The sequence below is a fragment of the Phyllobacterium pellucidum genome, assembly GCF_013327855.1.
GTDB lineage: Bacteria > Pseudomonadota > Alphaproteobacteria > Rhizobiales > Rhizobiaceae > Phyllobacterium > Phyllobacterium pellucidum.
Genome location: NZ_JABUMX010000003.1, coordinates 272396 through 298046 on the forward strand (window position 1 = coordinate 272396; position 25651 = coordinate 298046).

General features: G+C 59.5%; 25 protein-coding genes and 1 tRNA gene. 5 read left to right on the plus strand and 21 right to left on the minus strand.

Annotation, left to right across the window (positions count from 1 at the left end; translation table 11 throughout):
* Positions 1-119: 119 nt before the first annotated feature.
* From HQ945_RS14625 to HQ945_RS14665, 9 genes are all read right to left on the minus strand, one after another.
* Positions 120-1235 (minus strand): branched-chain amino acid ABC transporter substrate-binding protein, encoded by a 1116-nt coding sequence (locus HQ945_RS14625; RefSeq protein WP_027231140.1) that lies wholly within the window; start codon positions 1233-1235, stop codon positions 120-122.
* A gap of 127 nt (positions 1236-1362) precedes the next feature.
* The gene (locus HQ945_RS14630) at positions 1363-1716 is read right to left on the minus strand and encodes a DUF6867 family protein (RefSeq protein WP_027231139.1); all 354 of its coding nucleotides are present in this window, start codon (positions 1714-1716) and stop codon (positions 1363-1365) included.
* Positions 1717-1762: 46 nt separating this feature from the next.
* Positions 1763-2494 (minus strand): ABC transporter ATP-binding protein, encoded by a 732-nt coding sequence (locus tag HQ945_RS14635; RefSeq protein ID WP_027231138.1) that lies wholly within the window; start codon positions 2492-2494, stop codon positions 1763-1765.
* Positions 2494-3933, minus strand: coding sequence for an ATP-binding cassette domain-containing protein (locus HQ945_RS14640; RefSeq protein ID WP_174208228.1), 1440 nt, complete (start codon positions 3931-3933; stop codon positions 2494-2496). The genes HQ945_RS14635 and HQ945_RS14640 overlap by 1 nt, the downstream gene beginning before the upstream one ends.
* On the minus strand, positions 3933-5327 hold the full coding sequence (gene livM, locus HQ945_RS14645) for a high-affinity branched-chain amino acid ABC transporter permease LivM (RefSeq protein ID WP_091920996.1): 1395 nt from the start codon (positions 5325-5327) through the stop codon (positions 3933-3935). Before livM ends, HQ945_RS14640 begins: the two co-directional genes overlap by 1 nt.
* Before the next feature lie 4 nt (positions 5328-5331).
* A complete protein-coding gene (locus HQ945_RS14650) occupies positions 5332-6240 on the minus strand; it encodes a branched-chain amino acid ABC transporter permease (RefSeq protein ID WP_027231135.1) in 909 nt (302 codons plus the stop codon).
* Between the two features lie 268 nt (positions 6241-6508).
* Positions 6509-7510, minus strand: coding sequence for a 4-hydroxyproline epimerase (locus HQ945_RS14655; RefSeq protein ID WP_091947869.1), 1002 nt, complete (start codon positions 7508-7510; stop codon positions 6509-6511).
* 8 nt (positions 7511-7518) lie between these two features.
* Positions 7519-8766 carry an NAD(P)/FAD-dependent oxidoreductase gene (locus HQ945_RS14660; protein ID WP_091920992.1) on the minus strand — a complete coding sequence of 416 codons (1248 nt, stop codon included), beginning with the start codon at positions 8764-8766 and terminating at the stop codon, positions 7519-7521.
* A 15-nt stretch (positions 8767-8781) separates the two neighbouring features.
* Positions 8782-9675 (minus strand): dihydrodipicolinate synthase family protein, encoded by an 894-nt coding sequence (locus HQ945_RS14665; protein ID WP_091920990.1) that lies wholly within the window; start codon positions 9673-9675, stop codon positions 8782-8784.
* 81 nt (positions 9676-9756) lie between these two features.
* Here HQ945_RS14665 and HQ945_RS14670 point away from each other — a divergent pair, with 81 nt between their 5' ends.
* On the plus strand, positions 9757-10410 hold the full coding sequence (locus HQ945_RS14670; protein ID WP_027231131.1) for a GntR family transcriptional regulator: 654 nt from the start codon (positions 9757-9759) through the stop codon (positions 10408-10410).
* Between the two features lie 75 nt (positions 10411-10485).
* Here HQ945_RS14670 and HQ945_RS14675 read toward each other — a convergent pair whose 3' ends face one another.
* Positions 10486-11982 carry a CoA-acylating methylmalonate-semialdehyde dehydrogenase gene (locus HQ945_RS14675; protein WP_027231130.1) on the minus strand — a complete coding sequence of 499 codons (1497 nt, stop codon included), beginning with the start codon at positions 11980-11982 and terminating at the stop codon, positions 10486-10488.
* Between the two features lie 134 nt (positions 11983-12116).
* Between HQ945_RS14675 and HQ945_RS14680 the strand changes: the two genes are divergently transcribed.
* Together HQ945_RS14680 and HQ945_RS14685 are read left to right on the plus strand one after the other, a co-directional pair.
* Positions 12117-12998, plus strand: coding sequence for a LysR family transcriptional regulator (locus HQ945_RS14680; RefSeq protein WP_091947859.1), 882 nt, complete (start codon positions 12117-12119; stop codon positions 12996-12998).
* A 118-nt stretch (positions 12999-13116) separates the two neighbouring features.
* Positions 13117-13503 (plus strand): DUF3011 domain-containing protein, encoded by a 387-nt coding sequence (locus HQ945_RS14685; protein ID WP_051614727.1) that lies wholly within the window; start codon positions 13117-13119, stop codon positions 13501-13503.
* 3 nt (positions 13504-13506) lie between these two features.
* On the opposite strand, the gene HQ945_RS14690 is transcribed toward HQ945_RS14685, so the two are convergent.
* The 11 genes from HQ945_RS14690 to rplU all read right to left on the minus strand — a co-directional run bounded on the left by HQ945_RS14690 (position 13507) and on the right by rplU (position 23852).
* Positions 13507-15450, minus strand: coding sequence for a MacB family efflux pump subunit (locus HQ945_RS14690; RefSeq protein WP_113281598.1), 1944 nt, complete (start codon positions 15448-15450; stop codon positions 13507-13509).
* 8 nt (positions 15451-15458) lie between these two features.
* The gene (locus HQ945_RS14695) at positions 15459-16754 is read right to left on the minus strand and encodes an efflux RND transporter periplasmic adaptor subunit (protein ID WP_113281599.1); all 1296 of its coding nucleotides are present in this window, start codon (positions 16752-16754) and stop codon (positions 15459-15461) included.
* Positions 16755-16909: 155 nt separating this feature from the next.
* Positions 16910-17392 carry a 23S rRNA (pseudouridine(1915)-N(3))-methyltransferase RlmH gene (gene rlmH / locus HQ945_RS14700; RefSeq protein ID WP_113281601.1) on the minus strand — a complete coding sequence of 161 codons (483 nt, stop codon included), beginning with the start codon at positions 17390-17392 and terminating at the stop codon, positions 16910-16912.
* Positions 17393-17536: 144 nt separating this feature from the next.
* Complete coding sequence (gene rsfS, locus HQ945_RS14705) at positions 17537-17920, minus strand: ribosome silencing factor (RefSeq protein WP_027231125.1); 384 nt, start codon at positions 17918-17920, stop codon at positions 17537-17539.
* A 142-nt stretch (positions 17921-18062) separates the two neighbouring features.
* On the minus strand, positions 18063-18665 hold the full coding sequence (locus HQ945_RS14710; protein WP_027231124.1) for a nicotinate-nucleotide adenylyltransferase: 603 nt from the start codon (positions 18663-18665) through the stop codon (positions 18063-18065).
* Between the two features lie 56 nt (positions 18666-18721).
* On the minus strand, positions 18722-20005 hold the full coding sequence (locus HQ945_RS14715) for a glutamate-5-semialdehyde dehydrogenase (RefSeq protein ID WP_113281602.1): 1284 nt from the start codon (positions 20003-20005) through the stop codon (positions 18722-18724).
* Between the two features lie 3 nt (positions 20006-20008).
* A complete protein-coding gene (gene proB / locus HQ945_RS14720; RefSeq protein ID WP_113281604.1) occupies positions 20009-21175 on the minus strand; it encodes a glutamate 5-kinase in 1167 nt (388 codons plus the stop codon).
* Positions 21176-21205: 30 nt separating this feature from the next.
* A complete protein-coding gene (gene obgE / locus HQ945_RS14725) occupies positions 21206-22240 on the minus strand; it encodes a GTPase ObgE (RefSeq protein WP_027231121.1) in 1035 nt (344 codons plus the stop codon).
* Positions 22241-22329: 89 nt separating this feature from the next.
* The gene (locus HQ945_RS14730) at positions 22330-22950 is read right to left on the minus strand and encodes a GNAT family N-acetyltransferase (RefSeq protein WP_027231120.1); all 621 of its coding nucleotides are present in this window, start codon (positions 22948-22950) and stop codon (positions 22330-22332) included.
* A gap of 120 nt (positions 22951-23070) precedes the next feature.
* The gene (gene rpmA, locus HQ945_RS14735; protein ID WP_091920980.1) at positions 23071-23343 is read right to left on the minus strand and encodes a 50S ribosomal protein L27; all 273 of its coding nucleotides are present in this window, start codon (positions 23341-23343) and stop codon (positions 23071-23073) included.
* 23 nt (positions 23344-23366) lie between these two features.
* The gene (rplU, locus tag HQ945_RS14740; protein WP_174208229.1) at positions 23367-23852 is read right to left on the minus strand and encodes a 50S ribosomal protein L21; all 486 of its coding nucleotides are present in this window, start codon (positions 23850-23852) and stop codon (positions 23367-23369) included.
* A gap of 347 nt (positions 23853-24199) precedes the next feature.
* Between rplU and HQ945_RS14745 the strand changes: the two genes are divergently transcribed.
* Positions 24200-24289: transfer RNA gene (locus HQ945_RS14745), tRNA-Ser, on the plus strand.
* A 115-nt stretch (positions 24290-24404) separates the two neighbouring features.
* Positions 24405-25496: an extracellular catalytic domain type 1 short-chain-length polyhydroxyalkanoate depolymerase gene (locus HQ945_RS14750; RefSeq protein WP_174208230.1), complete on the plus strand. Its 1092-nt coding sequence runs from the start codon at positions 24405-24407 to the stop codon at positions 25494-25496.
* Positions 25497-25651 lie beyond the last annotated feature (155 nt).

Below are 25651 nucleotides of genomic sequence, written 5' to 3' on the forward strand. Positions count from 1 at the left end.
TATCTGGCTAGATTGCTGCACTGCAAACAACGCATATTGACCATAAGAAATCGAAATGTCCAACAGCAAAATGCCCGGCGCAAGGCCGGGCATCCGCTTAGGCAATCATGCAAGAAGGCTTACTGCTGGAAGTAGCTGTACTTGCCGTCTTCGCCCTTCTTCCACTCGTACATGACGTAGCCTGGAAGCTTCGGGTCACCCTTTTCGTCAAAGGCGATGTCGCCGAGAACGGTCTTGAATGGACCCTTTTCCTTCATCACCTTGGCAACGGCTTCAGGATCGTTCGATCCGGCAGCCTTCGCTGCGTCGGCGATGACCTGAGCTGCAGCATAGGAATAGAGGGTGTAAGCTTCCGGTTCGAAGCCCTGCTTACGGAATTTCTCGACGAGTTCCTTGTTGGCAGGGTTCTTGCTCGGATCGGGACCGAAGGTGTTCAGCGTGCCTGCAACTGCGTCGCCAGCGATCGAAGCGAGTTCGTTCGAAACGATACCGTCACCGGAGATGAACTGAACCTTGAGGCCCTGGTCGGCGAGCTGGCGCATGATCAGGCCGGCTTCGGTGTGAAGACCACCCCAGTAAAGAACGGTTACGCCCGATTCCTTTGCCTTGGCGATCAGCGCGGAGAAGTCCTTGTCGCCGACGTTGACGCCTTCGTACATGGCTTCCTTGACGCCCTTGGCATTCAAGGTCTTCTTGGTTTCGTCAGCAAGACCCTGGCCATAAGGCGTCTTGTCGTGCACGACGGCAACCTTGGCGTCCTTGAACTTCTCGGCAATGAACGTGCCGGCTACCACACCCTGCTGGTCGTCGCGACCGCAAGTACGGAAGGTGTTCCAGAGGCCGCGCTCGGTGAAGACCGGGTTGGTCGCGGCAGGCGTGATCTCGAGGATGCCGTTTTCAGCATAGACTTCAGATGCGGGGATCGAAACGCCCGAATTGAAGTGGCCGATAACGAACTTTACGCCGTCAGCAACGAACTTGTTGGCAACCGAAATGCCCTGCTTCGGATCGGAAACGTCGTCACCGAGCGAAAGCTTGACCTGTTCGCCGTTGATGCCGCCCGCAGCATTGATCTCGGCAATGGCAGCCTCAGCGCCCTTCTGCAGCTGAGCGCCGAATGCAGCGTTCGGGCCGGTCAACGGACCGCCGACGCCGATCAACAGATCAGCATAGGCATGACCGCTCAAAGCGAGCATTGCAGCGAGTGCAACGCCCGAGAACAGTGATTTCTTCATTTGAAAACTCCCATTTTCTAAGTATTTACTAAACCCCTCGCGATGACCCGTTTTCATCGCTTGAAGCGCACATTTGCCGATTTCCCGGCGGTTGTCACGCTGATTCATTTCGCATCAGCGAGATTGGTTAGGCTCCCGTTTTTTCCTTCCATGAAAATGGAGAAACTTTTTCGTAGAGCCAGAAATATTGACCTATCATTTGGTTGGTACGGGTGTAGCGATAGCCCAACGTCCCGAAGATGATCAGGACAATCGTATCGACCACATAATAATGCAGCGTCAGCATCGTGCCGCCGAACAGGGCGAAGTGGATGAACCTGACGGCGATGCCGAGCAGCAGCATGTAGAAGACGAGGAAGGCAATCGGACGCCAGGTCTTGGCGCAGGCCCGTCCCGCCATCCAGGCCGCCCAGCCCCCCATGACGCAGGTGACGAGCAGGAACAGAAAGATGGACGGTTCTTCGTAAAGTATGCCTTGCATGGCATTATTCTCCTTGGGCCTCGCCGTCTGTGGAGGCCCTACTTGTTCAGTGACGACCGCCTTCGAGATAAGCGGCACGCACTTCCGGATTGGCAAGAAGGTCGGCGCTCGAACCGCTCATCGTTACGATGCCGTTGACCATCACATAGCCACGGTCCGCGAGCTTCAAGGCGCCGAACGCATTCTGTTCGACCAGGAACACGGTCAGGCCCGTATTCTTGTTCAGTTCCTTGATGGCTTCGAAAATGTGTTTGATGATCAACGGCGCGAGACCGAGCGATGGCTCATCGAGCAGAAGCAACCGGGGACGCGCCATCAGCGCGCGGCCGATCGCCAGCATTTGCTGTTCGCCGCCGGAAAGTGTACCGCCGCGCTGGTTGATGCGCTCCTTGAGACGCGGGAACAGGTCGAAGACCATGCGCGAGTCTTCGTCGAAAAATTTGAGATTATCGAGGCTCGCGCCCATTTGCAGGTTTTCCTGCACGGTCATGCGCGGAAAGATGCGGCGTCCTTCCGGCGATTGCGCGATGCGCAGGCGCGCGATCTCATGTGTCGGCAACTGTGTGATATCCGTGCCGTCAAAGACGATGCGGCCGGTGCGGGCGCGCGGCATGCCGAAGATCGTCATCATCAGCGTTGATTTGCCTGCGCCATTGGCGCCGATCAGCGTGACAATCTCACCGGGATTGGCATGAACGGTTACACCGCTCAGCGCACGGATATTGCCGTAATAGGTCTCGACATTCTCGATGCTGAGAAGGGCCTGGTTCTGCGACATTACTTAGCCCCTCCGGTCTTCTTGGGCGCCGGTTTAGCCTGGCTTTCCTTTGCCAGTGTCTTGGCCTGGCCGATCCAGTCTTCACGGGCAATCCGCCCGTCGAAAGCGAGATAGGCTTCGGCGGCAATGATATCGGCTTTCTTCCATGCGGCGATCTGATCGAAATGGAAGATGCCGTGTTCGTTGAGCTTGCGCTCGTTGACCGGACCTATGCCCTTGATCAGGATCAGCTTGTCGGCCTTGCCGCCGCGCGGTTCGGCCAGTGCATTGGCTGTCGCCCCTGCCTTGATGCCAGCGGCTTTCGCCGGCGACGCCGGTTTAGGCGCCGTAGTCTTCGGCGACTCCGGTTTAGGCGCCGTCTTCGGCGACTCCGGTTTAGGAGCCGCAGCCTTTGGAGAGGCCGGTTTGGGCGCCGCAGTCTTCGCTGACACCTTGCGGGTGGCGGCAGCTTTTGCTGGTGCCGTCTCAAGCAGCGTGTTGGCCGGAATGAGTTCCACCGGCTGAGCATCGGGATGCGTCTCGACGATCTCGTGCAGTGCTTCTGAAGAAAGCAAATCGACAGCGGCCGTGATGTCGTCGACGCCCGCTTCTTCCGCCTTCTCGATCAGTTCGACCACTTCCTCGTCTTCGACGCCGAGATAGGCGGCGATGACCTTCGGATCATTCTTGACGGTCTCGGGCGTGCCATCGGAAATCTTGGTACCGTATTCGAGAACGACAACATGGTCGGAAATTTCCATCACCACGGACATGTCGTGCTCGATAAGCAGGATCGACGTTCCCGTATCGGCGCGGATATCGAGGAGCAACTTGTTGAGTTCCGCCGATTCACGCGCATTCAGGCCCGCTGCTGGCTCGTCGAGGCAAAGAAGCTCCGGCCCGGTGCACATGGCACGGGCAATCTCCAGCCGGCGCTGCGCCCCGTAGGGCAGATCACCGGCAGGATCGTCCGCCCGGCTGACGAGATTGATCTTCTCCAGCCAGTAGCGGGCCTTCTCGATCGCTTCCGCGGCCGCTTTTTTGTAGGTCGGGAAGCCGAGGAGGCCGAGGACAGTGAAGCCCGAGGAAAGCATCAGCGGATTGTGCTGCGCAACCAGGAGGTTTTCGAGCACCGTCAGGCCCGAGAACAGGCGGATGTTCTGGAACGTCCTGGCCACCTTTGCCCGCTTGGTGATGACATGATCGGCCATGCGTTCGAGAAGATACTCCTCGCCGTTCTGGCGCGTCAGCGTCAACATGCCTTCGGTCGGCTTGTAGAAGCCGGTGATGCAGTTGAACACCGTCGTCTTGCCGGCACCATTGGGGCCGATGAGGGCCGTGATCGCACCGCGCTTGGCTTCGAAGTTGAGATCGTTGATGGCGATAAGGCCACCGAATTTCATTGAGAGACGTTCAACACGCAGGATTGCGCTGGTATTTTTCTGCACTTCCGAAACCATCAGCCGTGCCCTTCTTTCGTAAACTCGCCCGATATCATCTTGCGTTCATGCAAGAAGGCACTTGGTTCTCGACTGCCGGCAAAGCCGCGCGGCTTCCACACCATGACGACGATCATGGCGAGGCCGAACAACAACATGCGGTAGAGTTCCGGGGTAAAGTCGGGGCCGAAGATAAGCTTGAGGAATTCAAGTTCGCGCAACAATTCTGTGCCGCCGATCATGACAGCCGCAGCGATTGCGATACCAACCAGCGATCCCATGCCGCCGAGAACGACCATCGCCAGGATGATTGCCGATTCGAGGAAGACGAAGGATTCCGGGCTGACGAAACCTTGGCGTGCCGCGAAGAACGAGCCCGCAAAACCGCCGAACATCGCGCCGGTGGCAAATGCCGTAAGCTTGGTCGTCGTGGTGTTGATGCCGAGCGAGCGGCACGCGATCTCGTCTTCGCGCAGGGCTTCCCAGGCGCGGCCAACAGGCATCCGGCGCAGGCGGATCGTCACCCAGGCGGTCAGCAACGCCAGGCATAGGATGAGATAATAGAGGAAGATCTTGTAGTAGACGCCGGAGTTTGGCAGGCCGAACATCGCAGCGAAACCTGTCGGACCCGGGGTGAACGGGATGCCGAACAATGTCGCCTTGGCGATGCCGGAGATACCGAACGTTCCCTTCGTGACAGCTGTCCAGTTGATAAGGACGAGACGGATGATCTCACCGAAGGCAAGCGTTACGATGGCAAGATAGTCGCCGCGCAGGCGCAGCACCGGGAAGCCAAGGATAATGCCCCAGGTCGCGGCGAAAATGCCGGCCATCGGCAAAAGCAGCCAGAATGACAGGCCGAAATGGGCCGAGAGCAGCGCGTAGGAATAAGCACCGACGGCGTAGAATGCGACGTAACCGAGATCGAGCAGTCCGGCGAGGCCGACCACGATATTCAGTCCCCACGCCAACATGACGTAGATAAGGATCTGGATACCGAAATTATCGACATATTTGAGCGAGGCCTGCAGGCCTCCCATCATCGATCCCTGATAGGCACTGAGTATCAGGACCACGAGGGCGGGATAGAGGAAGAGCAGGCCAAGACCGATCTTCGGGAAAGACTTCCTGAATGCGGACGGCTCCCTCGCCTCGGCGACCTTGTGCAACTTCTTGCGCTCGGCGCGCATGGGCGCAGTGTATGTAACGAGGAACCGACCCACCGCCGCGACGAGGACAAAGATCGCCAAAAGCCCCCAGCGCTGGGTCAGGATGAGTTCGTTGCGAATGTTCTGCTCGGTGCGGAAACCGACAATCAGGCAGAATAGCCCGAGTGCGATTGCACCTGAGATAATCCCTTCCTTCAGGGCTTTCGCGAAAACGGAGTCCCGTTCTGTATTCTGGACATCGGCCATGAGCTTATACCTTCTCGACTTCGGGCCGACCCAGGATACCGGATGGCAGGAAGATCAGCACGATCGCCAGGATCGAGAAAGCCGCGACATCCTTGTAATCGATGGAGAAATAGGCGGACCAGAGCGCTTCGATGAGGCCGATGAGCAATCCACCCACCACAGCGCCGGGGAGCGATCCAATGCCGCCGAGAACGGCAGCGGTAAAGGCCTTTACGCCTGGCACGAAGCCATCGGTGAAGGAAATGACCCCGTAGAACATGAGATAGAGCGTTCCGGCGACGGCGGCGAGCATTGCGCCCATGACGAAGGTCATGGAGATCGTCTTGTCGACGTCGATGCCCAGCAGCGCCGCCATCTTGCGGTCCTGCTCGCAGGATCGCTGGGCACGCCCCAGCGTCGTCTTGTTGACAAGGTACCAGAAGGCGGCAAGCAAAATCGCCGTGACGATGATGATCACCATCTGCTTGTAGGCGATGGTGATATTGGTGCCGTAAATGGTGATACCGCCATTGACCAGCGGCGGGATCGGCTTGTTGCGCGGACCCTGCGTTACCTGCACGAAATTCGACAGCGCGATCGACATGCCGATCGCCGTAATCAACGGCGCGAGGCGGAACGATCCGCGCAGCGGCCTATAAGCCAGGCGCTCGATCGTCCAGCTCCACAACCCCGTCAGCAGCATGGCGACGAGCATCATCAGGAGCAGCGCCAGCACGACCGGCACGCCGCCAATGAAAGTGGTTAAAGCTAGAAAAACGATCATCGCCATGAAGGCGCCAAGCATGAAAATATCGCCATGGGCGAAGTTGATCATGCCGATGATCCCGTAGACCATCGTATAACCGATTGCGATCAGGCCATAGATTGAACCAAGCGTCAGACCATTGATCGATTGCTGGATGAAGTACTCCATCGCAACGATACCCCTCATTTTTTATTGGGAATTTTCTTATCCGGTTTTTTTATCCGGTTCCCGTTTACCCCAATATGCTACACCTAGCGTGTGCGCTAAAGAAAGCAACAGCTTTTTTAGCCTACGCCATATCTTTACATTTGCTCGCACAGTTTCGGCGGGATTATACACCAAAATTGGACGGTTCCTCAGGGAATGCTGCTACCAATAGTTGAAAAACCGCTGTTTCGTCCGGCACCGCCTTAATTGGCCACCTTTCCCTACACGCTCATTTGACGACAAACCCGTGGGCGAAGGGATCGCGATCGTCGATGAAGATGGTGTTGTAACCGGTCATGCGAGCCCAGCCGGCGATGGACGGAATGATGGCCGGCTGGCCGGCGACCGTCACAGCCTTTTCGACTCGGCCGTGGAACAGCGAACCGATGATCGATTCGTGCACGAAATCATCGCCGGGCTTCAACTTGCCCTTAGCAGCAAGCTGTGCCATGCGCGCCGATGTGCCCGTACCGCAAGGGGAACGGTCGATCGCCTTGTCGCCGTAAAAAACGGCGTTGCGTGCGTGCGCTTCCGTCCGCGTGGGCGCGCCTGTCCACAATATATGGCTCAGCACATTGATCTCGGGCTTTTCCGGATGCTCGAATTTGTAACGCTCATTGAGGCGCTGGCGCAGCACCGGGCTCCACCCGATGAGATCAAGCGCCCGGTAGTCGGCGAGATCGCGGAAGTTCTCCTGCGGATCGACGATGGCGTAGAAATTGCCCCCATAGGCAACGTCGACCGTGAGAACACCAAGGTCCGGACACTCGACCTCCAGGCCCTCGGCGTAGAGGAAAGCCGGTACATTGGTGAGGCGCACGCTCGTAACGTATTGCCCCTCCTGCGTGTATTCCGCAACGACGAGGCCGGCGGGCGTATCGAGGTTGAGACGCCCCGGTGTACGTGGATTGATAAGACCATGTTCGATCGCCATCGTGACGGTACCGATCGTCCCATGGCCGCACATGGGAAGACAGCCCGAGGTTTCGATGAACAGCACCGCGACGTCGCAATCTTCGCGCGTCGGCGGATAGAGGATCGAGCCCGACATCATGTCGTGGCCGCGCGGCTCGAACATCAGGCCGGTCCGGATCCAGTCGTATTCGGCGAGGAAATGCGCGCGCTTTTCCATCATCGTAGCGCCGACCAGATTGGGACCGCCGCCAGCGACAAGGCGGACCGGATTGCCGCAGGTATGACCATCGACACAGAAGAAGGAATGACGCGCCATGATGCTCCTCAAAAGCGTTGCGGATGGAATGCTTCGATCGCGATCGACGGCGTGCGACCGTCGATCAACTCGCTGATCAGGCGCCCTGTCGCCGCGGCCTGGGTCAGCCCAAGATGGCCGTGACCGAATGCGTAGAGTACATTTTTGCTCGCCCTTGCATAGCCGATAACGGGCAGCGAATCCGGCAGCGACGGACGATAGCCCATCCACTGCCTCCCGCCCGCGGTCTCAAGGCCGGGCATGAATAATTTGGCCTTGGTCAGCATCGCCTCGGAGCGAGCGTAGTTGGGCGGCAGGTCAAGGCCGCCAAGTTCGACGGCTCCGCCGATACGCAGGCCGGTTTCGAGGGGCGTGACGACGAAGCCGTGACCGGAAAATATCAACTGCCGCTTCAGCGTAAAGGCGTCTTTGGGCAAAGTCGTATTGTAGCCGCGCTCGGTTTCAAGCGGTATCGCGTCGCCGAGCTGTTTCGCGAGCCGGTGCGACCATGCCCCGCCCGCAACGACGAGCTTTCCAGTATTGATCGTCTCACCGTTGGCAAGTCCGATCGCCACACCTTCCGCGGTGCTCGTAACGGTCACTACCTCCGCCTGCCTGTAACGTGCGCCAAGGCGTTCGGCGTAAGCCCACAGCCCCTTTCCGACATGGAGCGGATCGCTGACGGTCTTCCACCCGGGAACGAACGTCCCCGCCACGAAACGCCGCGCCAGTCCGGGCTGGCATTCTGCGAGGTCGTCACCGCGCAGATGCTCGAAGGCGATCCCTGCCTTCTTGCGGGCGGTCCAACCGGGCAGAGCGCTGTTGAGCTCTTCTTCGCTCTCGTAAAGTTCGAGCGATCCGTCCTCGCGCACCATATGGCGAATGCCGGCTCGCTCCATCAACCCAAGCATTTCAGGCTCGGCAAGCCGCATCATGGCGCCTTGCGCCTCGATCGTATGGAATTGCGCTGCTGGCCGGCTGGCGCGCCAGAAGCGATAGAGCCAGGGGGCCAATTTGGGAAGGTAACCCGGCTGGATCGTGAATGGGCCGAGCGGATCTCTCAGCCAGCGCGGCACCTTGGCGAGAACGCCTTTCGATGCCATGGGCAATATGTCCGAAAAGGCGAGAGCCCCGGCATTGCCGGAGCTTGTACCCTCGCAAATGCCTTGCCTGTCGATGACGAGAACCTTGTGGCCGCCTTCCGACAATATGGCAGCGACAGCAGTGCCGACAATGCCGGCACCGATGATGACGATGTCGTCCTTGCGCCCATCCATCGTATGCCGGGAGACTTAGAGGACCGGCAAGGTTGGGCGCGATGCGATCGCGTTCCTGACGATCTGTTCCACCGCTTCACGCCGTGCACCGCGCAGCGGCTGGCGTGGGAGACGAACCCTGTCATTGGTGCCGATCTCGAGCACTTCCGCGAGCTTGATGTTCTGGACGAGATAGGTCGAGACATCGAGATCGAGAAGCGGCCGGAACCAGCGATAGATGCGCAGCGCTTCTTCATAGCGACCGGCCTGGACGAGCTTGTAGATTGCGACCGTTTCCTTCGGGAACGCGGTGACGAGACCGGCCACCCAGCCGATGGCGCCGGCGGTCAGCGCTTCGAAGGCGAGATTGTCGACGCCGGTGAAAAGATCGAAGCGGGTGCCGAACGTATTGATGATGTCGGTCGTGCGGCGGACGTCGTCGGACGATTCCTTGATGGCTACGAAGAGATCATCCGATGCCAGCTCGCCGAGGATTTCATTGGTGACATCGACGCGATAGGCGATACGGTTTGAATAGATCATTACCGGGAGTTCGCCGGCCGCGGCAACGGCCTTCAAAGTTGTGACGGTTTCTTCCGGGTCGGTGTGATAGATCGGGCTCGGCACGAGCATGAGACCATTGGCACCGGCACGTGCTGCGCGCTTTGCAAGCGCCGCGCCTTCGCGGGTCGCTGCCTCATTGATCGTCAGTAGCACAGGCTTGCCGTTTGCTACGCGTTTTGCTGTCTCAAGAACTTCGAGCTTTTCGTCATGGCTGAGCATCGGCCCCTCGCCGAGCGAGCCCGCAACGATCAGGCCATCGCATCCAGCGTCCATCAGGAGCGAGAAGCAACGTTCCATTTCCGCATGATCGAGATTATCATCCTTGGTGAATTTGCTGGTTACAGCTGGAAAAATGCCTGCCCACATATCTCTGCTCCTTCTTGATATATCAGAAATATATCTGTAACCTTCGTCGCTGTCAATTGGGTACTCCGAAAGATTCAATATATGCATCAAGCCGCAGTCCAGAGTTCAATTCCGACGGGAGAGAGCCTCGCCGAACTTGCATATCGCCAGATCGAGGAAATGATCGTTACGCTCAAGCTTGAGCCGGGGGCGATTATCAATGAGCGGGCCTTGACCGACATTACCGGGATGGGCCGCACACCCGTGCGCGAGGCGGTGCAGAAACTCGCCTGGGAAGGCTTGATGGAGATCCGGCCGCGCTCGGGGATCGCGATTGCCGCGCTCAATCCGCAGGATTTTCGCAAGGTCCTCGATACCCGGGAGGGCGTTGAGAGGGTCCTCGCCCGCGACGCCGCGCTCTATGGCGCCGACCTTCACCACCGGCGCCTGCAGCAAGCCTCCGATGCCATGAGCGCCGCTCAAGAAGGCAATAATGTCGGCAGCTTTCTTGCTGCGGACAAGACGTTCGACACTGTCCTTGGCCAGGCGGCGGAAAACCCGTTTGCGGCCCGGCTCGCGTCACCCCTTCAGACGCACAGCCGCAGGTTCTGGTTCCGGCTGCAGCGGCCGGGAAGCCTGCAGGAATCCGCCGGCGCCCACCGGGCATTGATCGAAGCAATCATAGATCGGGATGAGCAGCGCGCTGCCGATGAGGCCACAAGGTTGATAGACCATTTGCGCAGCATGGCGCCCTGATCTGCCAGCCCCATGAAAGCAGAAAGGGCCGCGGCATTGCTGCCACAGCCCCTGCTCAATTGCCTGACCCGGAGGTTACTTCATCGTCGGGATAACGAATTCCGCGCCATCCTTCACGCCGGATGGCCAGCGCGACGTGACCGTCTTGGTCTTGGTGTAGAAGCGGAATGCATCCGGGCCATGCTGATTGAGATCGCCGAAGCCCGAAGCCTTCCAGCCCCCGAACGTGTAGTAGGCGATCGGAACCGGGATCGGAACGTTGACGCCGACCATGCCCACCTGGACGCGAGAGGCAAAGTCGCGTGCCGCATCGCCGTCGCGGGTGAAAATGGCAACGCCATTCCCGTATTCGTGTTCGTTCGGCAGGCGCAGCGCATCCTCATAGGTTTCCGCGCGGACGATGCTGAGCACAGGGCCAAATATCTCTTCCTTGTAGATCCGCATGTCAGGGGTCACGTTGTCGAAGAGGCAGCCACCCATGTAGTAGCCGTTCTCATAGCCCTGCATCTTGAAGTCGCGGCCGTCGACGACGAGCTTGGCGCCTTCCTTGATGCCGAGATCGACATAACCCCTGATGCGTTCCAGCGCGTCCTTGGTGACGACCGGACCGTAATCGGCCGACATATCGGTCGAGGGGCCGACCTTCAGGCTTTCGACACGCGGGGCAAGACGTGCGACCAGACGATCAGCCGTATCCTTGCCAACCGGCACTGCGACGGAAATCGCCATGCAGCGCTCGCCAGCAGAACCGTAACCGGCGCCGATAAGGGCGTCGACGGTCTGGTCCATATCCGCATCGGGCATGATAATCATATGGTTCTTGGCGCCGCCGAAGCACTGGGCGCGCTTGCCGTTGGCCGTCGCGCGGGCATAGATGTACTGGGCGATCGGGGTTGAGCCAACAAAGCCGATGGCCTTGACGTCGGGATCGTCGAGCAGCGCATCGACGGCGCTCTTGTCGCCATTGATCACGTTGAAAATGCCCGCTGGAAGCCCAGCCTCCATGAAGAGTTCGGCAAGGCGCATCGGCACGCCCGGATCGCGCTCCGACGGCTTCAAGATGAAAGCATTGCCGGAGACGATGGCAGGAGCGGCCTTCCATAGCGGAATCATTGCCGGGAAGTTGAACGGCGTGATGCCAGCAACGACGCCGAGAGGCTGGCGCATCGAATAGACGTCGATGCCGGTGCCGGCATTGTCGCTGAATTCGCCCTTGAGCATATGAGCGGCACCGAGGCAGACTTCGACGACCTCGAGGCCACGCTGGATATCGCCCTTGGCGTCGGGAATGGTCTTGCCGTGTTCGCGGGCCAGCAGTTCGGCGAGCGAGTCGTATTCCGCTTCGACCAGTTCAAGAAACTTGCGCATGACGCGGATACGGCGCTGCGGATTGGTGGCAGCCCATTTCGGCTGTGCAGCCTTGGCGTCTTCGACGGCGGCGCGCACCTCTGCCGGCGTCGCCAGAGCAACGCGGCCCTGCACGGTTCCGTCCATGGGCTGGAAAATCTCCGTCGAGCGTCCGCTCGTGCCGGGAACGTTCTTGCCACCGATAAAATGTCCGACTTCACGCATTGTGATCTGCCTCCCTGCAATTGTTGGATTTATTCGTGGCTCATCATCGCGCTTCAAAATATTTATTGCAAGCCAAGCAAAAGCGTATCCGTTGTGCGAAAATTGAAGTACGAACTGCGGCAGGAGAAAAGCCTATGAACTGGGACGACGTACGTATTTTCCTGGCGGTTGCACGTTCGGGGCAGATTCTAGGCGCCGCAAAGCGCCTCGGCGTCAACCACGCGACGGTCGCGCGGCGGTTGACGGCGTTCGAACACGACCTCAACACGAAGCTTCTTACCCGGCGCACCAATGGCTGCGAACTGACCCATGCCGGCGAGGAATTCCTGCTCTCGGCTGAGCGCATGGAAGCCGAGATGCTGTCAATTCGCTCGTCGCTCGGCGATGCGGATGTGGCGATCTCCGGTTCGGTCCGGATTGGCGCCCCCGACGGCTTCGGCGTCACCTTCCTTGCGCCGCGCCTCGCCACTCTGACCGCACGCTATCCCGACCTGAAGATCCAGTTGGTTCCGGTTCCCCGCTCCTTTTCGCTGTCGCGGCGCGAGGCCGACATTGCCATTACCGTCGACCGACCTGACCAGGGCCGCCTCGTCGCGCGCAAGCTCGTGGATTACAGCCTCGGCCTCTATGCAAGCCGCACCTACCTCGACGCGCACCCTGCGCCGCGCTCGATCGACGAACTCGCGAACCACAGGCTTGTTGGCTATGTCGATGACCTCGTCATCAGCCAATCTCTGAACTACGCGCCTGAAATCAGCCGCGACTGGCGTCCTGCCTTCGAAATCTCGAGCGCGCTCGGCCAGGTCGAAGCTGTGCGCGCCGGCGCGGGCATCGGCATCTTGCATATGTTCATCGCGCGCGAGCACGCCGATCTCGTCCCGGTCCTACCCGAGCGCACGATCCGCCGCTCCTACTGGCTCGCATATCATGAATCGGTGCGCACGCTGCGGCGCATAACCGCCGTTTCGAGTTTTATTTCCGATCTTGTCAGCAGCGAGAATGCACGGTTTTCCTGAACACTGCCTCTTTCGAAGCACCCGAGAAATGTGATCGCCACTCCTGGAACAAAAATTGCCCCGGAAGCTTCAATTGGTGCACATTCACGTTGTTTTGATTCGGTATTGGAGAGGCAAAATGTACCGATATGTTCTTGCTTTCGCTGTCGCCTTTGGAGGCGCGCAATATTTCATTTCTACGCCAGCACTCGCGCAGAGCACGATCAAATGCGAATCGCGCAAGTTCAAATATAGGGAGTGCGATGCGGGAATGCGCCGTCCGCGCGTTGTCCGCCAGCTTTCAGGGACGCCCTGCGTTGCTGGCGACACATGGGGTTTTGCCCGCGGCGTGATCTGGGTCGACAAGGGTTGCTCCGCTGTCTTTGCCGATTCCGGCGGCAGGCCGCCGCAGCGCTATTATCGCAATCGCGACCCCTATCCGGACGACCGCTACCAGCAGCCGCGCCGCGGCTACGACGATCGGTCCTACGATCCCTATCGCGGCGATCCGCAGAGCGATTGGTAATCGCTATTCCGAACTGAGAGCGACTGCCGGCTGAAGCCTTGAAGCATTTCGAGCCGGCAGAAAGCCGAACACCAGGCCTGTCAGGAACGAACAGGCGAAGGCGAGCGCCACCGGCCCGATCGTGAAACTGACTGGCGCGCCAAGAACTTTGGCAAGAATGCCCGTACCAAGGCCGGCGACCACGCCGATTGCACCGCCGATAGCGGAAACAACCACCGCCTCGATGATGAACTGCAGCAGGATATCGCGCTGGCGCGCGCCTGTTGCCATGCGCACGCCGATTTCGCGCGTCCGCTCACTCACACTCACCAGCATGATGTTCATGACGCCGATACCGCCGACGAGCAGGGATATGGCGGCAACGGCACCGAGAAACAGCTTCAGCGTATTCGACGTCTCGGTCACGGCCTCGCGGATCGAGGCCATATTGGTGATCTGAGTGTCCTGTTTCTTGTGACGGCGATCGAGGAGCGCCTGCAGCGCATCCTGCGTGGTGTCGATGGCGGCGCTGTCCTTCACCTGTACCGTGATGGAGCGCACATTGCGTTGTCCGAAAATGCGCATGCTGCCTGTCGTCAGCGGCATGAGGATCGTATCGTCCTGGTCGTTGCCGCCTGGCCCCGCCCCCATCTCACTCATCACGCCAATGATCTGGAACGGAATCTTGCTGACCAGCACATATTTTCCGAGCGGATTTTCGCCGACCGGAAACAAGGTCTTCTCCACCGTGCGGCCGATGACGGCGACCGGCGCATAGCTTTCCATGTCGTCCCTGTTGAGGAATTCGCCCTTGGCGACTTTCCAGGATTTCGCCTCCGTGAACTGAGGAACGGTGCCGTTCGCCGTGGTTTGATAGTCGACATTGCCGTAACGTAACGTAACGGTGCTGGTCATTTCCGGCACGGCAAACGCAACGTTCGGCACTTCGAGGATGGCGTCCGCATCGGCAGGAACAAGCGTTACGTTACTGCCCCCACTCGTGCCGCGAAAATTCGCCATGCTCGGCCGAACCACCAGCAAATCGGAACCCATGGCGGAGATACGGTCAAGCACGGAGTTCTGCGCGCCCGTCCCGATTGCCAGCATCGCCACGACAGATCCGACACCGATAACAATGCCAAGCAGCGTCAGGATCGTGCGGAACAGGTTGGCATGGAGGGCACGCAGCGCCATCTTGACGGCTTCGGTCACATCGGCAAGTGCCGCGACGCCTTCGACGGCTTTCTGCTTCAGACCGGAAGCGGCCTCGGGATTGCTGCGGCCCTTCTTGGTGCGATCCGAAACGACGCGCCCGTCGCGCAATTCGATAAGCCGGTCTGCCTGTTCGGCAACCTCACGCGAGTGGGTGATAACAATGATGGTGTGGCCGCTCTCATTCATGCTTCGCAGCAGCGCCATAACCTCTTCGCCGCTCTGGCTGTCCAGAGCGCCGGTAGGTTCGTCCGCAAGAATGATGCGCCCGCCGTTCATCAGCGCCCGGGCGATCGATACGCGTTGCTGCTGCCCGCCCGAAAGCTGGTTAGGCCGGTGATCGAGCCTGTCGCCGAGCTTCAGCGAATTGAGCAGCGCCTCGGCGCGGTCGCGCCGGTCTCGCGCATGCGCGCCGGCATAGACGGCAGGAACCTCGACATTCTCCTGGGCGCTCGCCGTCGGAATCAGATTGTAGCTCTGGAAGACGAAGCCGAAGGTGCGACGGCGCAGTCCGGCAAGCTCGTCGGGTTCGAACGCGGAGACCTGCTCGCCGTCCAGGAGATAGTCGCCGGTGGTTGGCCGGTCGAGGCAGCCCAGAATGTTCATCAGCGTCGATTTGCCCGAGCCCGATTGGCCGATGATCGCGACAAACTCGCCCGCCTCGATATCGAGCGAGATGCCGTGCAGGACCTCAACGGCGAGATCGCCATTGTAGTAGGTCTTGGTGATATCCTTGAGCGAGATCAGTGCGGTCATGTCTTTGCTCAGAACATCGGCGGCATGCGAACCGAACGCTGTGAACGGTTGCCGCCACTATTCGGTTTCGTCGTTGATGGATCGCTTCCGGTTCCGACGACAACGCGCTCGCCTTCAACGAGACCGCTTTTGATCTCGGCATTGACGCGGTTGCGAATGCCGACCTCGACCGCACGCGTTTCAGTGGCGCCAGCCGCCGTGACGACTGTCACCTCGCCCTTGTGCGATGCTTCGCCACTGCCGCCGCGCCGCGAGCCCGAAGGCATGGTGATTGCTGAACTCGGCACGACAAGCACATCTCGCGCAGCGGACTCAACGAAGAAGACCTGGGCGCTCATCGAGATCATGAGATCGCCATCGGGATTGGGAACGTCGAAGAGCGCATAATATAGAACGACATTGTTTTCGATGTCCGGCGTAGGCTGGATCTGCCGCAGTTTGCCCGTATAGCGCTTGCCCGGCTGACCGAGCAGCGTGAAATAGGCATCCATGCCGATCTTGAGCTTGCTGACGTCCGCCTCGGAAACCTGCGCCTTGACCGTCATCGTCGAAAGATCGGCAATGGTGACGATCGTCGGCGCCGTCTGGCTCGCATTGAGCGTCTGGCCTTCCTTGACCGGTACGGCTGCTATCGTTCCGGCCATAGGAGCATAGATCTTGGTGTAGCCAAGGTCGACTTCGTCGCCGGCAAGGGTCGCTTGTTGCTTGCGGATCTGTGCCTCGAGCGCATTGACGTCCGCTTCCGCGCCGGCGAGGTCGGCGACCGCCTGATCGAGCACCGATTGCGAGACGCTGCGCGTTGCGACGAGATTACGCTGGCGGTCGATATTGGACTGCTTCAAGACAAGCTGCGCCTGTTTCGAGACGAGCTGAGCCTTCAGATTGGCGAGTTCTGCCTGGTCGATTTCAATCTTGTTGAGGATGGTGGCGGGATCGATCTCGCCTACAAGCTGGTTTTGCGTGACCTTATCGCCGATCTCGACGTGAAGGACTTTCAGCTGACCGGACACCTGCGCGCCGGCATCGACCGATTTTATCGAATCGAGCGTGCCGACTGCGGTAACAGCATTTTCGATATCGCCCCGCTCGACCGCCTGCGTGACGACGGCGGCCGTCGCAGTCGAGTTCTGGTAGCGATTCCACGTATAGGCGCCCGCTCCAACGGCAATGAGCACCACGGGGATCCAGAACCAGAAGCGGGCGCGCTTTTTCTTGCGGCTCGGTGGAACTGCGCCGGGAATGAAGGTCACATTGGATGTTTCGGGAGTCTTGTCCCGCTTGGCCGCTCTGGCTATTTCTTTCATCCGACCCGCTCCACTCTCATCCGCCGCCTCAACTCGTCCATATTACCAACAAATGGAGATGAGGGGTTCGCCCGAAAAGCATTGAGATCATTATATTTTGGTAATGATCCTCAAGGCGCGATTATGAACGGCGCGCATGAACGGCGGCTGAATGATCAGACGCGATGATATGGATGTCCGGAGAGGATCGTCGTTGCCCGATACATCTGCTCGGCGACAAGGATGCGCACAATCTGATGCGGCCAGGTCATTGCGCCGAGCGCAAGCACAAGATCGGCCCTGTCGCGAAGAGCGGGATCATGCCCATCCGGTCCGCCGATCGCGAGCAGGAGCTGACGCTTGCCGTCGTCGCGGAAGCGCGCGATCTTTTCCGCGAAGGCTTCGGACGACAATGTCTTGCCGCGCTCATCGAGAAGGACAAGCACGCCGCCCTGATCCAGGGCTTCGAGGACTTTTGCCGATTCTTCCTGCTTGCGCAGCTCGGGATGCTGCGCCCTGCTTTCAGTGATTTCCGTCACCGACGCAAATTCGAGCCCGAGTGGCGCGCCGGTTTTCTTCAAACGGTCGAAATAGCGGTCGGCCAGTTCGCGTTCGGGGCCAGACTTCATCCGGCCAACGGCAAAAACGGTAATGCGCACGAAAGGGTTCCTGTGCCCGCATTCGGACGGCTGCTACTCTGTTACGGGCTCGTAAACGACCGCGCCGGCCGTTAGCCGGTTCAAAATCACATCAACCGCCCAGGGCGTCATATGGGCCTGCGCCCGGACGCCCCGATCCGTCAATCAGTGAACGGTTTCTCCGTCAAGCTCGGGAGCCTGCCACATCTTTTCGATGTTGTAGAACTCACGCACTTCGGGACGGAAAACATGGATGATGATATCGCCCGTGTCGATCAGCACCCAATCACCGCCGCTAAGGCCTTCGACCTTGACGCCATTGCCATGCCCGCTCTCTTTCAGAGCGCGCAAAAGCTGGTCCGCAACCGCCGTTACGTGACGATGCGAACGTCCCGACGCGATGACCATGTGATCACCGATGACGGACTTGCCTCTCAGGTCGATGGGGACAATGTTTTCGGCCTTGGAGTCTTCAAGACTAGCAAGAACCGACTGAAGGGCGAGAGATACGGAACTCAGTCCGCCCATCTCCGCCGTTGAAGGTGCCAAGGCATCCTTCTTCTGAAATGCTGTTCTCAGTGTATTTCCTTTCCCTTAAGAACAACGCGACGCAGCCGACAAAACATACTGCACGCTATTAAGATAGGCAGAGTCGCATGACACTTTCAAGACATCCGAAGGGAGCATTCGATCACGTTTTGCGCGATCCACTCTGCGTCCCGTTGCGGATAGCCGTAGAAGAGAGCAGCGAACGAGGCCCATGGATGAATGTCCATGCCGGTGCCTTCGAGCGCGCCAGAATCGGCGCGTCCGCTTCATCGATGCGTGCGTAGTCGAAGGTCTTGGCCATGCGCGACGACAAAAATGCCAGCGTCGATCCCGGCCTGTCGATAACGGCGATGGGAAAAGTCAGCGCGATCTTGTGCCAGCGTTGCCAGCGGTGGAAATCCGCCAGGTTGTCCGCGCCCATGATCCAGACGAAATTGACGCCGGGATTGCGCGCCTTGATCAGGGCGAGCGTATCTGCCGTGTAGCGAATATGATAGGCGGCTTCGAAGGCGGTGATCTTGATGCGAGGATCGTGCAGCAGGGCTTCGCAAAGCGCCAGTCGCTCGGCGAGCGGCGCCAGCCGCCTCGTATCCTTGAGCGGGTTGCCGGGCGTGACCATCCACCAGAGCTGATCGAGCTTGAGGCGCCGCAGGGCGATTTCCGCAACGAGCGCGTGACCGGCATGCGGCGGGTTGAACGACCCGCCAAAAAGCCCGACCGTCATGCCTTTTTCAACAAAGGGCATGCGCAGGTGCGCTTCACTGACGCCGGGGAAGCTTGTCTGCAGCGCCTGCCCTGCCGTCACGGGCGCGTCTGGCCATTGCCGCGCACGCGGTACTTGAACGACGTCAATTGCTCTACGCCGACCGGACCACGCGCGTGCATCTTGCCAGTCGCGATGCCGATCTCCGCGCCCATGCCAAACTCGCCGCCGTCGGCAAACTGCGTCGACGCGTTGTGCAGCAAAATGGCCGAATCGATCTCATTAAAAAACCGCTCGACCACCTTCGGATCTTCCGCGACGACGGCCTCGGTGTGATGCGACGAATAGCGATTGATATGATCGAGAGCGCCACCGATGCCATCGACCAGCCGCACCGAAATGATAGCGTCGAGATATTCCGTCGTCCAATCTTCTTCTCTAGCGGGCGTTGCAGCGGGATAGACCGATACCACGTCCGCCTCGGCGCGAACCTCGCAACCCGCTGCGCTGAGATCCCCGAGCAAGGCAGCGAAGTCAGCCGGCGCGATGGCACGGTCGATAAGAAGCGTTTCCGCCGCCCCGCAAATCCCGGTGCGCCGCATCTTGGCATTGACTGCAATCTTGCGCGCCATGGCGAGATCGGCAGAGCCGTCGATATAAAGATGGCACAGGCCCTCGAGATGGGCGAACACGGGCACACGCGCTTCGGACTGTACCCGCGCCACCAGGCTTTTGCCGCCACGCGGTATGATCACATCAAGATTGCCATCGAGACCCGTCAGCATTTCCCCGACGGCGGCGCGATCGGTCGTGGGAACGAGCTGGATCGCATCGCGCGGCAAGCCTGCCGCTTCGAGCCCCTCGATCAAGGCAGCATGAATTGCTCGCGAGGAATGCGCCGAATCGGAGCCGCCGCGCAAGATGACGGCATTACCGGATTTGAGGCAAAGGGCGCCCGCATCAGCGGTCACATTCGGCCGGCTTTCGTAGATGACGCCGATGACGCCGAGCGGGGTGCGCACCCGCTCGATGTGGAGGCCATTGGGACGATCCCATTCGGCGATCACCGTACCGATAGGATCCGGCAGTGCAGCGATCGTGCGGATGCTTTCCGCGATACAGGCGATACGCTTTTCATCCAGTGTCAGGCGGTCCAGCATTGCGGTGCTCATGCCGGCGGTTACCCCATTGGCGACGTCCTCGCGGTTGGCTGCGAGGATTTCTGCTTGGCGGCGCTCGATCGCCCTAGCCATGGCATTGAGCGCAGCCGTCTTCTTGTCCGGCGAGGCGATAGCAAGCGGTTGTGCGGCGACGCGAGCCTTGCGGCCGATTTCGGCCATAAGATCGGCGACTGTCGTCTTAGCCTCGACGCGTTCCAACATTTGCTACTCCTTCGCCGCAGCCGCCCGCTTGGCCGCGCGCACCACAAGATCATCACGATGAATCATCGCCGAACGTGCATCATAACCGAGAATGCCGGCAATCTCATTGGTCTTCCGTCCGGCTATTTTCACCGCATCGGCGGCGTCATAGGCAATGAGGCCGCGCGCAGCCTCGCGCCCGTCGGGCCCGAACACCGCAACCGTATCACCACGCAGGAATTGCCCTGCGACTTCGCGAACACCGGCCGCAAGCAGCGACTTGCCCGATTTCAGCGCAACGAGCGCTCCCTCGTCGATGACGATGCGCCCCGAAGGTTCGAGATTGCCCGAAATCCACGTCTTCCACGCGTTGACCGGCGTCAAACTCGCCTTGAACAGCGTGGAGCGCTCGCCCTGATCGATCGACGCGAGCGGATTGAAGCGCGTGCCCGACGTTATGATCATGGCGGTGCCCGCCGCATTGGCGATCTTGCCGGCGTCAAGCTTGGTCTTCATGCCGCCACGCGAATATTCCGAGGCGGCAGCCCCCGCCATCGCTTCGATATCCGGCGTGATGGCATCAACGACGGGCAGGAACTGCGCATCCGGATTCTGGTGTGGCGGAGCGGTGTAGAGCCCGTCTATATCGGAAAGCAGGATCAGTAGATCAGCGCCCATCATCGTCGCAACGCGAGCCGCCAGGCGATCATTGTCGCCGTAGCGGATTTCAGTGGTCGCAACCGTATCGTTTTCATTGATGACGGGGATGGCCTTCAACCGCAAAAGCGTGCCTACAGTGGCACGCGCGTTGAGATAGCGGCGCCGTTCCTCCGTATCGGAAAGCGTCAGCAGAATTTGCCCGGCGCGCAGAGCGTGATGACTGAGCACTTCGGCATATGCCTTCGCAAGTTCGATCTGCCCGGCAGCCGCGGCGGCCTGGCTTTCTTCGAGGCGCAGAGGCCCCTTCGGAAGCCCGAGGACAGTACGCCCGAGCGCGATCGCGCCTGACGATACGATCATCACCTCGACACCGGCCTTGGCGAGCGCAGCGACATCGGCGCCAAGGCTTTCCAGCCAATCGCGCTTGAGACCGGCTGTACGGTCGACAAGCAGGGCCGAACCGATCTTCACCACAATGCGGCGATAGGTCGAGAGCCTGAAAGACTGATGCGGCTGGGAAATATGATTCATCTGATCAAACCAACGCTCATCGTTGAATATTCAAGAATTGAACCGGGTATCGACTTCAACCGGCCGGTCGGCCTCACGCGATTCCAGAATGATCGCCGACAGGGCACGCAGCACCTGCTCGACGCCCTCGCGCGTTACCGCCGAAAGCAGCATTGGCTCGCGCCCGGCGACTTTCTTCAGCGCCGCCACCTTTTTCTTGCGCGCGGCTGCGTCAAGCGTATCGACCTGGCTCAGCGCCACGATCTCGAGCTTTTCCGCCAGGCCATGACCATAGGCCTCGAGTTCGGCACGTACGGTCTTATAGGCCTCGGCGACGTTTTCCTCCTGAGCGGACACCAGATGCAGAAGCACACGCGTGCGCTCGACGTGGCCGAGGAAACGGTCGCCGATACCAACACCTTCATGCGCGCCCTCGATCAGGCCCGGAATGTCGGCAATAACGAACTCGCGCCCATCAATGCGGGCAACGCCAAGATTGGGATGCAGGGTCGTGAACGGATAATCGGCAATTTTCGGCTTGGCCGCGGTAACGCTTGCAAGGAACGTCGACTTGCCGGCATTCGGCTTGCCGAGGAGACCGGCATCCGCGATGAGCTTCAGGCGCAGCCAGAGATTGCGCTCTTCACCTTCGAGACCCGGATTGGCGCGGCGCGGCGCCTGGTTGGTCGAGGTCTTGAAATGCAGATTACCGAAGCCGCCATTGCCACCCTTGGCGAGGCGATAGCGCTGGCCGACCACAGTGAAATCGCAGATCAGCGTTTCATTGTCGTCTTCGAAGATCTGCGTTCCGACGGGCACCTTGAGGATGACATCGGCACCCTTGCCGCCGGTCATGTTGCGCCCCATGCCATGCATGCCGGTCTTTGCCTTGAAGTGCTGCTGGTAGCGATAGTCGATGAGCGTATTCAAGCCATCGACCGCCTCGGCCCAGACATCGCCGCCGCGACCGCCGTCGCCGCCATCCGGCCCGCCGAACTCCAGAAACTTTTCACGGCGGAACGATACCGCGCCGGCACCACCGTCGCCGGATCGGATATAGACCTTCGCCTGATCGAGAAATTTCATGAAATCCAGTCCTTATCGTTGTGGCGAGGCATTACAGTAAAATGCCCGCAAAGAAAACTGGCCGTGCCTATGCAGGACGGCCAGTTCATTCATGATGTCCAGCTACGCAGACCAATCCAGGTGCGCCGATCGAGCATGTAGCGCTCGACAGGCACGTTGCCGGCAGCAATCGAATCCATCATGCCGGTGTTGGCATACTGGAAACCGCTCTTGTAGATCACCCGGCGCGAGGCGATGTTCGACACGCGGCACGACGCGTGCAGCTTTTCGACCTGCGTCGCGCGGAAAACGAGATCGACCAGGGCGTGGGCAGCCTCGGTGGCATAGCCTTTGCCCCAGTAGGGCTCGCCCAGCCAGTAGCCGATTTCCAATTCATCCCGGCGCGAAGGAACGTACTCATCCTTGCTGCGCCGGTAATTGATGCCGCAGCACCCGATAAACGTGCCGGATTGGCCCAGGGTAATCGCGTAGACGCATTTGCCGATCTCGCCCGCATTGGCGCGGCGCACAAAATCCACCGCATGTTCCTTCGTATAGGGATGCGGCATACGCGAAAGCATTTCCGCCACATGAAGGTTATCGGCGAGACGGGCAATTGCGTCGACATCCTCGTTACGTGGCGCCCGTAAAACCAGGCGTTCCGTAACGAGCACGGGACAGTCTATCAGGTCCAGCCGTTCTTCATCGTCTTCCAGTAAATCAGCAACCATTTTGTCGTCCTCCAGACACGAAAAGGGAGATGGGCTTTAATCCCATCTCCCCTTTGATCTTTTGGCGGTTGCCATGTTTCACCGGGTCCGATGGGACGCCGGTGCTTCAAGCAGGACCGGCTATTCTGCTGCTTCGGCGATCGGGTTGACGATCGACACGTAGCTGCGGCCGTTGGCTTTGGTACGGAAGGAAACGACGCCTGCTTCAAGCGCAAACAGGGTGTGATCCTTGCCAAGACCAACATTGGTGCCAGCATGCCACTTGGTGCCGCGTTGACGCACGAGGATGTTGCCGGCGAGAACCTTCTCGCCGCCAAACTTCTTCACGCCAAGGCGCTTCGATTCGGAATCACGACCGTTGCGTGACGAACCACCAGCTTTTTTGTGTGCCATCGGATTGCTCCTCTAAACTCTTCTTACTCGCCCGTAGCGGGCTTTTCAGCCTTGGTTGCAGCCTTCTTCGGCGCAGCCTTGGCCTTGGGGGCGGCTTTCGTCTCGGTTGCATCCGCGGCGACGGCAGCTTCTTCTGCCTTCGGAGCGGCTACCTTCTTGGCCGGCTTTTCAGCGGCCTTCTTGGAAGGCTTCGCACCATCCGTCAGGATTTCCGAGATGCGGATCGTCGTCAGTTCCTGGAGATGACCACGCGTGCGCTTGGAATTCTGGCGGCGACGCTTCTTGAATGCAATGACCTTGCGGGCACGGCCCTGCTCGACGACTTCCGCCGTGACGAGCGCGCCGTTGACGACGGGAGCACCGATCGTTGCGTCTGCTCCGACGCCTACCATCAGAACTTCGGCGAACTCAACGATGTCGCCGGCTTCGCCAGCAACTTTCTCGACCTTCACGAGGTCGTTGGCGGCAACGCGATACTGCTTACCACCGGTCTTGATGACTGCGAACATTTTTTCCCTTTCGGCGTTCGGTTCGGTTTTTTGCGGCACGCCGCAATAACCGTCTTTTTGTCAGTCGTGACAGATTGATAGAAAGGCGCTTCGATCAAAGAATTTAGGCGCCCGGATTCAAAAACAAACGGCGCGGAGAATCCCCCACGCCAGTCGTTGCGCGCTTATAAGATCCGCTTTGTTGGAGAGTCAAGAAATTTAACGCAAAATTGCTCTTGTATCTCGAAGCTTTGCCCGCTATCTAGCACGCCGCACGCTCAAGCCAAGCCCTATGGGGCATCGCGGCACCGGCAGGGTTGAATTTCCTGACCATTTTCTTTCGGGACCGAGTCATCGGTTTCTGGCGCGGAGAGGTGGCTGAGTGGTTGAAAGCACCGCACTCGAAATGCGGCATGGGGGCAACTCCATCGGGGGTTCAAATCCCTCCCTCTCCGCCATTTATTCTGCCTGATCACCAGCCTTTTATTTTTGTGCAGTGCAGCAACTTTCCTTTCGCAATTGCGTTATAAGCAATTGGCGCCATTGTGGTCGCTGACGGGAAAGGATGCCTTCATGCGCAACATAGCCGACACGATCAGACGCCTGAACGTAAATCGCATGCCGGCAGGCATCATTGACGCTGGCGGAAGTACGCGCCTCAAAGCACTTGCGGATTTTGGCCGGAACCCCGGCGAATTGCGGGCATGGCACTATATTCCGGCAAACTTCAAGCCAGGCTCGCCTCTGGTCGTGGTTCTCCACGGCTGCACGCAAACCGCAGCCGGCTATGATCGCGGCTCGGGATGGTCAGAATTGGCTGACACGCACGGGTTTGCGCTGCTATTTCCGGAACAGCAGCGTGGCAACAACGCGAACCTCTGTTTCAACTGGTTCAACCCCGGCGACGTAGGCCGGGGACAGGGCGAAGTGGAGTCGATCCGTCAGATGCTCGTGGCGATGTCGGCGCGCTATCCGATCGATCGATCGCCAACATATATAACGGGCCTATCGGCGGGTGGCGCCATGGCCGCCGCAATGCTTTCAACCTATCCGGAACTGTTCAAGGCAGGCGCGATCATCGCCGGCCTGCCGTTCGGTACTGCGTCCACCATCCCTGAGGCGTTTGACCGCATGCGCGGCCATGGCTTGCCGGAAAGTCGGGCATTGGCGGAGAAAGTCCGCAAAGCCTCCGGTCACGCGGGTTCCTGGCCGGCGATATCCGTCTGGCATGGAAGCGCGGATACGACCGTCGATCCTGTCAATATGGAAGCGATCATTGGCCAGTGGTGGCACTTGAGCGATCTCGACGATGCGCCGACGATCACTTCGCTGACCCAAAAACACCAGTGCAGGACATGGCGGGATGCGAACGGTGTCGCATGCATCGAAGCCCATACGATCAAGGGCATGGCCCATGGAACGCCTATCAAGACCGGCGGCATTGACGGGTATGGAGCGGCAGGTCCTTTCATGCTCGATGTGGGCGTTTCCTCGACCTGGCACATCGCCGATTCCTGGAACCTGATCACTAAAACAGAGCGGCAGAAAGTCGAAGCAATCAAGCCTGCCCTTGAAGGAACCGGCCTCAACGACGCTCGCGGCGGCGATCAGGCTGTCGGGAGCGTCATTGAAAACGCGCTTCGCGCTGCGGGTCTGATGCGATAGGGCCCTATCCGACTTTTCGGTCCATCGCCGGGAGAATGCCATTCCCGGCTGGATCGGCCGCGGTCGACAATAAAGTCGCTCGGGAACAAATAGGGACGTTACAGCTTCTAGTGATACGGCTGGCACATCATGGCCAGCCAAAAGCAAAGCTTGAC